Origin of the sequence: Enterobacter sp. JUb54 (assembly GCF_014298075.1) — a bacterium.
GTDB classification, from domain to species: domain Bacteria; phylum Pseudomonadota; class Gammaproteobacteria; order Enterobacterales; family Enterobacteriaceae; genus Klebsiella; species Klebsiella lignicola.
Genome location: NZ_CP060418.1, coordinates 2,232,381 through 2,245,670 on the forward strand (window position 1 = coordinate 2,232,381; position 13,290 = coordinate 2,245,670).

Here is a 13,290-nt window from a genome sequence, read left to right on the forward strand (position 1 = left end):
AATGACTAAGATTACTCGCCTTTAGCTGCTTTGAAAGCTTCAGCCATTGCGTTGTTAGAGAAGTTTGCATCTTCCTGTTTGTTAACAGTTGCGATTGCATCTTTCTCATCAGCTTCGTCTTTAGCACGAACAGACAGGCTGATTGCGCGGTTTTTACGATCAACGCCGGTGAACTTAGCTTCAACGTCGTCGCCAACGCTCAGAACCAGAGTTGCATCTTCAACGCGGTCGCGGGAAGCTTCAGAAGCGCGCAGGTAACCTTCAACGCCGTCAGCCAGTTCTACGGTTGCGCCTTTAGCGTCAACTGCAGTGACTTTACCGTTTACGATTGCGCCTTTCTTGTTCAGTGCAACCCAGTTGTTGAACGGATCTTCTGCGAGCTGTTTAACGCCCAGAGAGATACGCTCACGCTCTGCGTCAACCTGCAGAACAACTGCTGCGATTTCGTCGCCTTTTTTGTATTCACGTACTGCTTCTTCGCCTGCAACGTTCCAGGAGATGTCAGACAGGTGAACCAGGCCGTCGATGCCGCCGTCCAGGCCGATGAAGATACCGAAGTCAGTGATAGACTTGATTTTACCTTCAACACGGTCGCCCTTGTTGTGGGTTTCCGCAAACTGCTGCCACGGGTTGTTTTTGCACTGCTTCAGACCCAGGGAGATACGACGACGTTCTTCGTCGATATCCAGAACCATAACTTCCACTACGTCGCCAACGTTAACAACTTTGGACGGGTGGATGTTTTTGTTGGTCCAATCCATTTCGGATACGTGAACCAGGCCTTCAACGCCTTCTTCGATTTCAACGAAGCAGCCGTAGTCGGTCAGGTTGGTCACGCGACCGGTCAGTTTGGTACCTTCCGGATAACGCTTAGCGATAGCTACCCACGGATCTTCGCCCAGCTGTTTCAGGCCCAGAGATACACGAGTACGCTCGCGGTCGAACTTCAGCACTTTAACAGTGATTTCGTCGCCAACGTTTACGATTTCGCTCGGGTGCTTAACGCGTTTCCACGCCATGTCGGTGATGTGCAGCAGGCCGTCAACGCCGCCCAGATCAACGAATGCGCCGTAGTCAGTGAGGTTCTTAACGATACCTTTGACTTCCATGCCTTCCTGCAGGTTTTCCAGCAGCTGATCGCGTTCTGCACTGTTTTCGGATTCGATAACAGCACGACGGGAAACAACAACGTTGTTACGCTTCTGGTCCAGCTTGATTACTTTGAACTCAAGCTCTTTGCCTTCCAGGTGCAGCGTGTCGCGAACTGGACGAACGTCAACCAGGGAGCCTGGCAGGAACGCGCGAATACCATTCAGCTCAACAGTGAAGCCACCTTTAACTTTGCCGTTGATGACACCGACTACAGTTTCAGCTTCTTCGTAAGCTTTTTCCAGCGTGATCCAAGCTTCGTGACGTTTAGCTTTCTCACGGGACAGCAGGGTTTCACCGAAGCCGTCTTCTACTGCATCCAGAGCAACGTCAACTTCGTCACCAACCTGGATTTCCAGCTCGCCCTGGGCGTTTTTGAACTGCTCTGCCGGAATGGCAGACTCAGATTTCAGACCGGCGTCAACCAGTACGATATCTTTGTCGATAGCAACAACAACACCACGAACGATGGAACCCGGACGGGTTTCGATTGTTTTTAAGGATTCTTCAAATAGTTGAGCAAAAGATTCAGTCATGTTTAATCTTCAGGTTTCATATTTAACGTCCACCTGGCTCCGTGCCGGATGGGGTTGTTTAACATACCCGCTAACACTCCATTGCTGCGGGGGTACTGCTATAATTCGGAGGCCGTGTCGCTTAACGATCAGGCGACTGCCAGTTTTTCGCGCGCATAGTGTAGCGCTTTTTCAATTACTTGCTCAATGTTTAGTTCAGTAGAATCGAGAACTAACGCATCAGCAGCCGGGACAAGCGGCGCCACGCTGCGATTTCGGTCGCGATCGTCACGCTCTTTTATCTCGGACAAAAGACGTTCAAAGTTAACACTAAAGCCCTTATCCTGCAACTGCAGCATGCGCCGATGGGCGCGCTCTTCAGCGGATGCATCAAGGAAAATTTTCACTGGCGCATCGGGAAATACTACGGTTCCCATGTCGCGTCCGTCGGCAATCAGGCCCGGCAATTCGCGGAACGCACGCTGGCGACGCAATAAGGCTTCGCGCACGCGTGGAAACGCCGCCACTTTCGAGGCGGTATTGGCGACTTCCTGAGTACGGATCTCAGCGCTGACGTCTTCGCCTTCAAGCACCACTTCGAGACTGCCGTCAGTAGAGATAAAACGCACGTCCAGATGCGCGGCCAGCGGCACCAGCGCCTCTTCAGATTCAACATCTACATGGTGATGCAGCGCGGCGAGTGCCAGCACGCGATAGATGGCACCGGAATCCAGCAGATGCCAGCCCAGCGCTTCTGCCATTGCCTTGCACAATGTGCCCTTACCCGCACCGCCAGGCCCATCAATGGTGATTACCGGAATCGTTGCCGTCATCTTTTTCTCCTTCAGCAAGGCGCATAGAATGTAAACGCCGCGCATTATACGCATCTATACGCGGGAAAGTGAGCATTGCTTGCAAATTACGGACTACCAGAAAAGGATCGCAGAAGAATTGCGCAATTATAGCGGGCTGATGGAATATCAGCCCGGGAGATGACAATGTTTTACTTTTTGTTTTACGTCTTACCGAAGCGCATTACGCCAGGGTGCTGATTCGCGCCAGCTGCTCGAAGTAATCCGGGAAGGTTTTCGCCGTACACTTCGGGTCGAGAATCGTCACCGGCGTATCGGAAAGCGCCACCAGCGAGAAGCACATTGCCATACGGTGATCGTTATAGGTGCCAATCTCCGCAAACTGCAGCGTCAGCGGAGGCGTAATGCGGATGTAATCCTCGCCCTCTTCCACTTCAGCGCCCACTTTACGCAGTTCAGTTGCCATCGCAAACAGACGGTCGGTCTCTTTGACGCGCCAGTTATAGATATTACGCAGCGTGGTGGTCCCTTTTGCGAACAGCGCCGCGGTGGCGATGGTCATTGCCGCATCCGGAATATGGTTCATATCCATATCGATGGCGTTCAGTTCGCCGTGGGTACAGGCAATAAAATCGTCGCCCCAGGTAACGGTAGCGCCCATTTTTTCCAGCACGTCAGCAAAACGAATATCGCCCTGAACGCTGTTACGGCCAATACCGGTCACTTTCACCGTGCCGCCTTTAATCGCGCCTGCAGCGAGGAAGTACGATGCCGATGAGGCATCCCCTTCAACCAGGTAATCACCCGGCGACTGGTACTGCTGATTGCCTTTAACCACGAAACGCTGGTAGGCCTGGTTTTCGACCTCAACGCCGAAGGTTTTCATCAGATGCAGCGTGATATCGATATACGGTTTTGACACCAGTTCGCCTTTAATGGCGATAACAGTATCCTGCGGCGCCAGCGGAGCCGCCATCAGCAGCGCGGTCAGGAACTGGCTGGAGACGCTGCCGTCCACTTCCACCTGGCCGCCGGCAAAACCGCCGCGCAGACGCAGAGGCGGGTAGTTTTCCTGCTCCAGATAATCAATTTGTGCGCCGCCCTGGCGAAGGGCATCGACCAGGTGACCAATCGGGCGTTCTTTCATGCGCGGTTCGCCGGTCAGCACGATATCGTTGCTACCCAGACACAGCGCCGCCGCCAGCGGACGCATGGCGGTTCCGGCGTTACCGAGGAACAGCTCGAGGGCATTACCGGCCTGCAGCGGACCCGCGTTACCGACAACGTCACAACGGGTACGGTCAGAAGACAGGGTGTAATGAACTCCCAGGGCGCTCAGGGCATTCAGCATGTGGCGTACATCGTCGCTGTCCAGCAGGTTGGTCAGCACCGTGGTGCCACGGGCTAATGCCGCCAGCAGCAAAGCGCGGTTAGAGACACTTTTTGACCCAGGCAGGTTTACGGTGCCATCCACTCGCGCAATGGGTTGTAACGTCAGGGATTCCATCAAACTCAACTCTCAAACAAACAGAATAAAAACCCCGCAGACCGGCTGCGGGGATGAAAAGCAGAACGGTGATCAGCCGTGGCGGCGTTCAAAGTCCTGCATAAAGTCGGTCAGTGCCTTCACGCCCGCCAGCGGCATCGCGTTATAGATAGAAGCACGCATCCCGCCAACCACGCGGTGGCCTTTCAGCGCATGCAGACCTGCAGCGAAGGACTCTTCAAGGAACAGCTTATCCAGCGCGCTGTCAGCCAGCTGGAACGGCACGTTCATCCGCGAGCGGTTAGCCGCGGCGACGTCGTTACGATAGAAGCCGCTGTTATCGATGACACCGTAGAGTAAATCGGCTTTTTGCTGGTTGATGTTGTCCATAACGGCAACACCGCCCTGCTCTTTCAGCCATTTGAACACCAGGCCCGCCAGGTACCAGGCAAAGGTCGGCGGGGTGTTGAACATCGAGTCGTTGGCATCCAGCACGGAGTAGTCAAGGATCGAAGGACACGCGATGCTGGCTTTACCCAGCAGATCTTCACGCACAATCACCAGCGTCAGGCCTGCCGGACCGATGTTTTTCTGCGCGCCCGCGTAGATCACGCCGTAACGGCTGACATCGATAGGGGAAGACAGAATGGTGGAGGAGAAGTCCGCCGCAACAACCACGTCGTCGGCAAAATTGGGCGTTTCATTAATCGCGATGCCATCGATGGTTTCGTTCGGGCAATAGTGCAGGTAGGCTGCACCCGGCGTCAGTTGCCATTCGCTCATCGGTTTCACCGCGCGCAGGCCATCAACCGTCACTTTGGCGTCAATGCTGTTCGGTGAACAATATTTCTTCGCTTCTTTGATTGCGCTGGCGGCCCAGTAGCCGGCATCAACATAGTCAGCGGTGGTTTTATCACCGAGCAGGTTCAGCGGAACACCGGCGAACTGCCCGCGACCGCCGCCGTGGCAGAATAAAACTTTATAGTTGGAAGGGATATTGAGCAGATCGCGAAAATCCTGTTCCGCCGTCTCGGCCACCTGGATAAACTCTTTACCACGGTGGCTGATCTCCATCACCGACGTACCCAGCCCCTGCCAGTTGCACAGTTCTTGCTGCGCCAGTTTGAGAACTTCCGCCGGCAGCATTGCCGGGCCCGAACTAAAGTTATAGACCTGAGCCATTTCCCCTCACCACGTTGCTATGTTATTTGCTCGCGAACCGCCGCGGGCTATCAGTAATCCCTGTATCGGTGCACCACATCTATTCCACACGCGTCAAGATGACAGGTCCGGGCGTGACCAGGCGCTGAGAGTAGCAACCAGGGTAAGCAGACTGAGCCAGCAAAGAGGCGGTTGGAAAGAGGATGTATATATCGGTTTTATCATTCAGTGACACGCACCGCAATGGGTAAAACTGGCCAGGGGTGAAATGCGTTCCCCGTCACACAAAAGAATCTGCCATCTTGACGTCATAAAACCGACATAATTGCTGCCATTGCGCTGGAATTACCGCCTCTGCCTTCAACCCTGCTGCATTTATCCTTCCCCTGGAAATTGAGCCGATCGAACGATAAGAAAGCAGTGATGCATTCCTCTGCGCAACGAGATAGCGCCTGTCATCTAAAAGCCGTATCATTGCGCGCTTTACGTACGATAAAAGTGATCGCCATGACTCAAACATTTATACCCGGAAAAGACGCCGCCCTGGAAGACTCCATCGCGCGCTTCCAGCAAAAGTTGCTCGACCTCGGATTTGATATTGAAGAGGCCTCATGGCTGAATCCGGTACCGCACGTGTGGTCCGTCCATATCCGCGATAAAGCCTGCTCGCTGTGCTTCACCAACGGCAAAGGGGCAACTAAAAAAGCGGCGCTGGCCTCAGCGTTGGGCGAATATTTTGAACGCCTGTCCACCAACTACTTTTTCGCTGACTTCTGGTTAGGCGAAACCATCGCCAACGGGCCGTTCGTCCACTATCCGAATGAAAAATGGTTCCCGCTGACCGAAGATGACGAAGTACCGGAAGGCCTGCTGGATCCGCGCCTGCGCGCCTTCTACGATCCTGACGATCAACTGACGGCCAGCATGCTGGTCGATCTGCAGTCCGGTAACGACGATCGCGGGGTATGCGGCCTGCCGTTCACCCGCCAGTCCGATGGCGAAACCGTCTATATTCCAATGAATATCGTCGGCAACTTGTATGTATCAAACGGGATGTCAGCGGGCAACACCGCGAATGAAGCCCGCGTCCAGGCGCTGTCAGAAGTCTTCGAGCGTCACATTAAAAACCGTATCATTGCCGAAAGCATCAGCCTGCCGGAAATCCCTGCCGAGGTAATGGCGCGCTATCCGGGCGTGGTGGAATCTATCGCCAAGCTGGAAGCAGAAGGTTTCCCTATCTTTGCTTACGATGGCTCGCTGGGCGGCAAATATCCGGTTATCTGCGTGGTGCTGTTTAACCCGGCGAACGGCACCTGCTTCGCCTCTTTCGGTGCCCACCCGGACTTCGGTGTCGCCCTGGAGCGTACCGTTACCGAACTGCTGCAAGGCCGCAGCCTGAAGGACCTCGACGTCTTCACGCCGCCAACCTTCGATGATGAAGAAGTGGCCGAACATGCCAACCTTGAAACCCACTTCATTGATTCCAGCGGTTTGATCTCCTGGGATATGTTCAAGCAGGATGCCGACTATCCGTTTGTCGACTGGAGCTTCTCCGGTACGACGGAGCAAGAGTTCGCCACCCTGATGGCCATCTTCAAAGAAGAAGATAAAGACGTATATATCGCCGACTACGAGCACCTGAGCGTCTACGCCTGCCGTATCATCGTGCCGGGAATGTCCGACATTTATCCGGCAGAAGATCTGTGGCTGGCGAATAACAGCATGGGCAGCCATCTGCGCGACACGATCCTTTCGCTACCAGGCAGTGAGTGGGAAAAAGAAGATTATCTGGCGCTGATCGAACAGCTGGACGACGAGGGGAACGATGACTTTACCCGCGTACGCGAGCTGCTGGGCCTGGCAACGGGTAAAGACAACGGCTGGTACACCCTACGTATTGGTGAACTGAAAGCTATGCTGGCACTGGCCGGCGGCGATCTGGACCAGGCGTTAATCTGGACTGAATGGACCATTGAATTCAATGCCTCCATCTTCAGTGCTGAACGCGCCAACTACTATCGCTGCCTGCAGACGCTGTTGCTGCTCAGTCAGGAAGACGAGCGTCAACCTCTGCAGTACCTGAATGCCTTTGTGCGCATGTACGGGGCTGACGCGGTTGAAGCCGCCAGCGCGGCGCTGAGCGGTGAAGCACCGTTCTACGGCCTGCAGCCGGTTGATAGCGATCTCAAGGCCTTCCCGGCCCATCAGTCTTTACTGCAGGCATACGAAAAACTGCAGCGCGCAAAAGCGGCCTTCTGGCATAAATAAACGCTAGCGTGCAGGACATCAGCGGGGCCGTAAATGGCCCCGTTTTTACAGCTTCACAGGCAACCGCGCAGAATTGTGGACGCAACGTTAATTTGTCGTAAATTTTTTTCACGCTTTAAATTACGGTTGTTAATTTTAATAAAAGTACCCCATTTTAATTAACCGTCACCCGCCCCCAAAAATGAAAAAAATCAACATAAGTTGTAAATTTTAAAATTTATTTTTTCAATAAAGATCAAATATTTAATATCAATAAATCACAAAACCATACATATAAAGGGCTTATAGTTCCGGTAGGATATGATCTACATCAAATTCCCTTCTATAATGCTTTGTTAGTATCTCACCGCCAACTTTTATAAAGAGAGAGTTAGTGTGAAAGCTGACAACCCTTTTGATCTTTTACTCCCTGCTGCCATGGCGAAAGTTGCCGAAGAAGCAGGTGTCTATAAAGCGACAAAGCACCCGATGAAGACGTTTTATCTGGCGATTACCGCTGGTGTGTTCATCTCAATCGCTTTTGTCTTCTATATCACTGCGACAACCGGCACAGCCGCAATGCCTTTCGGGATTGCCAAGTTGATCGGTGGGGTCTGTTTCTCCCTGGGCCTGATTCTTTGTGTTATTTGCGGTGCTGACCTGTTTACCTCTACCGTACTTATCGTCGTGGCAAAAGCCAGCGGACGAATTACCTGGGGTCAACTGGCAAGAAACTGGCTCAACGTCTATGTTGGTAACCTGATAGGCGCATTGTTGTTTGTATTGCTCATGTGGTTGTCTGGCGAGTATATGGCCGCCAACGGTGGATGGGGCCTCAACGTCCTGCAAACCGCTGACCATAAAATGCATCATACATTTATTGAAGCCGTGTGCCTGGGTATCCTGGCGAACCTGATGGTCTGTCTGGCGGTGTGGATGAGCTACTCCGGTCGCAGCCTGATGGATAAAGCCATGATTATGGTATTACCCGTCGCCATGTTCGTTGCCAGCGGCTTTGAGCACAGTATCGCTAATATGTTTATGATCCCGATGGGTATCGTAATCCGCGACTTTGCAAGCCCGGAATTTTGGACCGCTATCGGTTCAGCTCCGGAAAATTTCTCTCACCTGACCGTCATGAACTTCATTACTGATAACCTGATTCCGGTAACTATCGGGAACATTATCGGCGGTGGTCTGCTGGTTGGGTTGACATACTGGGTCATTTACCTGCGTGGCGACGACCATCACTAAGGGTCGTTTCAGGCAGTAAATAAAAAATCCACTTAAGAAGGTAGGTGTTACATGTCCGAGCTTAATGAAAAGTTAGCCACAGCCTGGGAAGGTTTTGCGAAAGGTGACTGGCAGAAAGAAGTCAACGTACGTGACTTTATCCAGAAAAACTACACCCCGTATGAAGGTGACGAGTCCTTCCTGGCTGGCGCAACTGACGCGACAACCAAGCTGTGGGACAACGTAATGGAAGGTGTTAAACAGGAAAACCGCACTCACGCGCCTGTTGATTTCGACACTTCCCTTGCATCCACCATCACTTCTCATGACGCTGGCTACATTGAAAAAGCCCTCGAGAAAATCGTTGGTCTGCAAACTGAAGCTCCGCTGAAACGTGCGATTATCCCGTTCGGTGGCATCAAAATGGTTGAAGGTTCCTGCAAAGCGTACAATCGCGAACTGGACCCGATGCTGAAAAAAATCTTTACTGAATACCGTAAAACTCACAACCAGGGCGTTTTTGATGTTTACACCAAAGACATCCTGAACTGCCGTAAATCCGGTGTTCTAACCGGTCTGCCAGATGCGTATGGCCGTGGCCGTATCATCGGTGACTACCGTCGCGTTGCGCTGTACGGTATCGACTTCCTGATGAAAGACAAATACGCTCAGTTCCTGTCTCTGCAAGAAAGACTGGAAAATGGCGAAGATCTGGAAGCGACCATCCGTCTGCGTGAAGAGATCTCCGAGCAGTATCGTGCTCTGGGTCAGATCAAAGAAATGGCAGCAAAATATGGCTGCGATATCTCTGCGCCGGCAAAAACTGCACAAGAAGCAATCCAGTGGACCTACTTCGGTTACCTGGCTGCCGTTAAATCTCAGAACGGCGCGGCAATGTCCTTCGGTCGTACTTCCAGCTTCCTGGATATCTTCATCGAACGTGACCTGAAAGCCGGTAAAATCACCGAGCAAGACGCTCAGGAAATGATTGACCACCTGGTCATGAAACTGCGTATGGTTCGTTTCCTGCGTACTCCTGAATATGATGAACTGTTCTCCGGTGACCCGATTTGGGCAACTGAATCTATCGGTGGTATGGGCGTTGATGGCCGTACTCTGGTTACCAAAAACAGCTTCCGCTTCCTGAACACCCTGTACACCATGGGGCCGTCTCCGGAGCCGAACATCACTATTCTGTGGTCTGAAAAACTGCCACTGAGCTTCAAAAAATTCGCCGCGAAAGTGTCCATCGATACCTCTTCTCTGCAGTATGAGAACGATGACCTGATGCGTCCGGACTTCAACAACGACGACTATGCTATCGCTTGCTGCGTAAGCCCGATGGTTGTTGGTAAGCAAATGCAGTTCTTCGGTGCGCGTGCAAACCTCGCGAAAACCATGCTGTACGCTATCAACGGCGGCGTTGATGAAAAACTGAAAATGCAGGTTGGTCCTAAATCTGAACCGATCAAAGGCGACGTCCTGAACTTCGACGAAGTGATGGATCGCATGGATCACTTCATGGACTGGCTGGCTAAACAGTACGTCACCGCGCTGAACATCATCCACTACATGCATGATAAGTACAGCTACGAAGCTTCCCTGATGGCACTGCACGACCGTGATGTTGTTCGCACCATGGCATGTGGTATCGCAGGTCTGTCCGTTGCGGCTGACTCCCTGTCTGCTATCAAATATGCGAAAGTTAAACCGATTCGTGACGAAGACGGTCTGGCGATTGACTTCGAAATCGAAGGCGAATACCCGCAGTTTGGTAACAACGACTCTCGCGTTGATGACATGGCAGTTGACCTGGTTGAACGTTTCATGAAGAAAATTCAGAAACTGACCACCTATCGCAACGCTATCCCGACTCAGTCCGTTCTGACCATCACCTCTAACGTGGTTTATGGTAAGAAAACCGGTAACACCCCAGATGGTCGTCGCGCTGGCGCACCGTTCGGACCAGGTGCTAACCCGATGCACGGCCGTGACCAGAAAGGTGCTGTTGCCTCTCTGACCTCCGTTGCTAAACTGCCGTTTGCTTACGCAAAAGATGGTATTTCTTATACCTTCTCTATCGTTCCGAACGCACTGGGTAAAGACGACGAAGTTCGTAAAACCAACCTGGCTGGCCTGATGGATGGTTACTTCCACCACGAAGCGTCAATCGAAGGCGGTCAGCACCTGAACGTCAACGTTATGAACCGCGAAATGCTGCTCGACGCGATGGAAAACCCGGAAAAATATCCGCAGCTGACCATCCGTGTATCTGGCTACGCAGTACGTTTTAACTCCCTGACTAAAGAACAGCAGCAGGACGTTATTACCCGTACCTTCACTCAGACCATGTAATTGGTGCTACCCACTGGATTTCGGGTTGCATCGCGGCGGCAAGTGCACGAATCCCGATGAGCTTACTCAAGTAAGTGATTCGGGTGAGTGAACGAAGCCAACAAAGATACAGCCTGAAAGACGATGGGTACTGACTGAAATCGCAAAGTAAAAAGCGTATAATAAAGGCTCCACGTCAGTGGGGCCTTTTTAGCACCTACCCCTGTCTCTTTTGTCCGTTATCTATACTCAATGGATAACCGCCAAAACAGACTAAACACAGCCGGTTTGAGCTGTGCATCACAGGCCCCGGACGGGCCGAATCTGGAGATATCACCGCAATGTCAACTATTGGCCGTATTCACTCCTTTGAATCCTGTGGCACCGTCGATGGCCCAGGGATCCGCTTTATTACCTTCTTCCAGGGCTGCCTGATGCGCTGCCTGTATTGCCATAACCGTGACACCTGGGATACCCACGGCGGTACCGAAGTCACCGTCGAAAGCCTGATGAAAGAGGTGGTGACCTATCGCCACTTTATGAATGCTTCCGGCGGCGGCGTCACGGCATCCGGCGGTGAAGCCATTCTGCAGGCCGAGTTTGTGCGCGACTGGTTCCGCGCCTGTCAGAAAGAAGGCATTCATACCTGTCTGGATACTAACGGCTTCGTCCGCCGCTACGATCCGGTCATTGATGAACTGCTGGAAGTCACCGACCTGGTCATGCTCGACCTCAAGCAGATGAACGATGAGATCCACCAGAATCTGGTTGGCGTGTCGAACCATCGTACCCTGGAATTTGCCCGCTATCTGTCGAACAAAAATGTCAAAGTCTGGATCCGCTACGTCGTGGTGCCAGGCTGGTCAGATGATGATGACTCCGCCCATCGCCTAGGTGAGTTTACCCGCGACATGGGCAACGTCGAAAAAATCGAGCTGCTGCCTTATCACGAGTTAGGCAAACATAAATGGGTTGCGATGGGTGAAGAGTACAAGCTTGATGGCGTGCATCCGCCGAAGAAAGAGACGATGGATCGGGTGAAAGGCATTCTGGAGCAGTATGGCCACAAGGTGATGTACTAACTCCCCTGCCGTTTTAGCCATTTCCGGGGCTGCATCAACGTTGCCCCGGAAGCGCCCCTCTTCTTCCTTCTACTCTTGCCAGCAAACGTATAACGCCTACCGGCAATATTTCAGCTGTAATCAGGCGTGAGCCACCGGGGTCGGATGATGACCGGCTTTGCGCAGCAGCGTCAGCAGATAAATAAACGACACGCTGGCAATCATAATAAACAGCAGATTGTCGGAGAAGCTCTGCATCAGCATCGCGGTGAGGGTTGGCCCAAGCAGGCTCCCGATGGTATAGCTCATCAGCAACGCCTGGTTCATCGCCACCAGCTGATGGCGTTCGACTTTTTCACAGGCCCACGCCATCGCCACCGGATAGAGCGTGAAGCCCGAGGCGCCAAGAATGAATAACGCCGGCGCCATCGCGGCACCGCTCAGCATTGCCAGGCAGCCCAGAATGACGATAAAGACCTGTACCCGCAGCACCAGCAAACGGCCGTAGCGGTCAGCCATGCGGCCAATTGGCCATTGGCCAAGGATCCCTGCGCTGACCATTACCGCCATCCAGAAACCAATCCCGGCGTCACTCACGCCCTGATGGTTCAACCACAACGGCATCAGGCCATACAGCGACCCCAGCACGATCCCCGATATAATGCAGCCATTAACGCCATGGCGCGCCTGACGCAGTCTGAGCATCGGCCAGATACGAGCCGGCTCATGCGGTTCATCGCTTTGATTAACCACACGGGTAAACAGCAGAGGCAGGATCGCCGCCAGTGCCATCGCGGTGACCCACGGCAATACGCTCATCAGGTCCGTCGGCAGTTTGCTGACCATCAGCTGGCCCAGCACGGTCCCCACGTAGTAAACCATCATATAGGCGGCGAGCAGACGGCCGCGGCTACGCGACGTTCCGCTACACACCAGCGCACTTTCCACCACCACCCAAATCATCGCGCAGCCAACGCCGGCGATAAAACGCCAGCTTAGCCAGGTCCAGAAACCAATAGTGATCCCCAGCCCCACGCAGCCCACCGCAAAAATCAGGGAAGCCAGATAATAGCTCCGGTTAAACCCAAGACGCTTAATCACCCATCCAGCCAGCAGCGTACCGACCAGGTTACCGGTGAAATAGGATGAACCGACCATACCAACCTGCCATGTCGGCATATTTTCATGGGCGAGCCAAAGCGGGACGAGGGTGTTTAAAACCGCTATCGCCAGCGTCAAAAGAAGCAGGCCGCAGAGCAACATTTGCACCGGCCGGGTGTAGATGGACATGG

General features: G+C 53.1%; 9 protein-coding genes. 4 read left to right on the forward strand and 5 right to left on the reverse strand.

Going from position 1 to position 13,290, the window contains the following annotated elements; genetic code table 11:
• Positions 1–11: 11 nt before the first annotated feature.
• The 4 genes from rpsA to serC all read right to left on the reverse strand — a co-directional run bounded on the left by rpsA (position 12) and on the right by serC (position 5,144).
• Positions 12–1,685: a 30S ribosomal protein S1 gene (gene rpsA / locus HF679_RS10305; RefSeq protein WP_004860074.1), complete on the reverse strand. Its 1,674-nt coding sequence runs from the start codon at positions 1,683–1,685 to the stop codon at positions 12–14.
• 128 nt (positions 1,686–1,813) lie between these two features.
• Positions 1,814–2,497, reverse strand: coding sequence for a (d)CMP kinase (gene cmk / locus HF679_RS10310; RefSeq protein WP_154143396.1), 684 nt, complete (start codon positions 2,495–2,497; stop codon positions 1,814–1,816).
• Between the two features lie 202 nt (positions 2,498–2,699).
• Positions 2,700–3,983 (reverse strand): 3-phosphoshikimate 1-carboxyvinyltransferase, encoded by a 1,284-nt coding sequence (gene aroA / locus HF679_RS10315; RefSeq protein WP_123756168.1) that lies wholly within the window; start codon positions 3,981–3,983, stop codon positions 2,700–2,702.
• A 72-nt stretch (positions 3,984–4,055) separates the two neighbouring features.
• Positions 4,056–5,144, reverse strand: a complete 1,089-nt coding sequence (gene serC, locus HF679_RS10320; protein ID WP_123756167.1) for a 3-phosphoserine/phosphohydroxythreonine transaminase — start codon at positions 5,142–5,144, stop codon at positions 4,056–4,058.
• A gap of 486 nt (positions 5,145–5,630) precedes the next feature.
• Here serC and ycaO point away from each other — a divergent pair, with 486 nt between their 5' ends.
• The 4 genes from ycaO to pflA all read left to right on the forward strand — a co-directional run bounded on the left by ycaO (position 5,631) and on the right by pflA (position 12,019).
• Positions 5,631–7,391, forward strand: coding sequence for a 30S ribosomal protein S12 methylthiotransferase accessory factor YcaO (gene ycaO / locus HF679_RS10325; protein WP_123756249.1), 1,761 nt, complete (start codon positions 5,631–5,633; stop codon positions 7,389–7,391).
• Positions 7,392–7,766: 375 nt separating this feature from the next.
• Positions 7,767–8,624, forward strand: a complete 858-nt coding sequence (gene focA, locus HF679_RS10330; RefSeq protein WP_123756166.1) for a formate transporter FocA — start codon at positions 7,767–7,769, stop codon at positions 8,622–8,624.
• 51 nt (positions 8,625–8,675) lie between these two features.
• A complete protein-coding gene (gene pflB / locus HF679_RS10335) occupies positions 8,676–10,958 on the forward strand; it encodes a formate C-acetyltransferase (protein WP_123756165.1) in 2,283 nt (760 codons plus the stop codon).
• A 320-nt stretch (positions 10,959–11,278) separates the two neighbouring features.
• The gene (gene pflA, locus HF679_RS10340) at positions 11,279–12,019 is read left to right on the forward strand and encodes a pyruvate formate lyase 1-activating protein (protein WP_123756164.1); all 741 of its coding nucleotides are present in this window, start codon (positions 11,279–11,281) and stop codon (positions 12,017–12,019) included.
• 120 nt (positions 12,020–12,139) lie between these two features.
• Here the strand turns inward: pflA and HF679_RS10345 are convergent, their stop codons facing one another.
• On the reverse strand, positions 12,140–13,288 hold the full coding sequence (locus HF679_RS10345) for an MFS transporter (protein WP_123756163.1): 1,149 nt from the start codon (positions 13,286–13,288) through the stop codon (positions 12,140–12,142).
• Between the last annotated feature and the right edge of the window lie 2 nt (positions 13,289–13,290).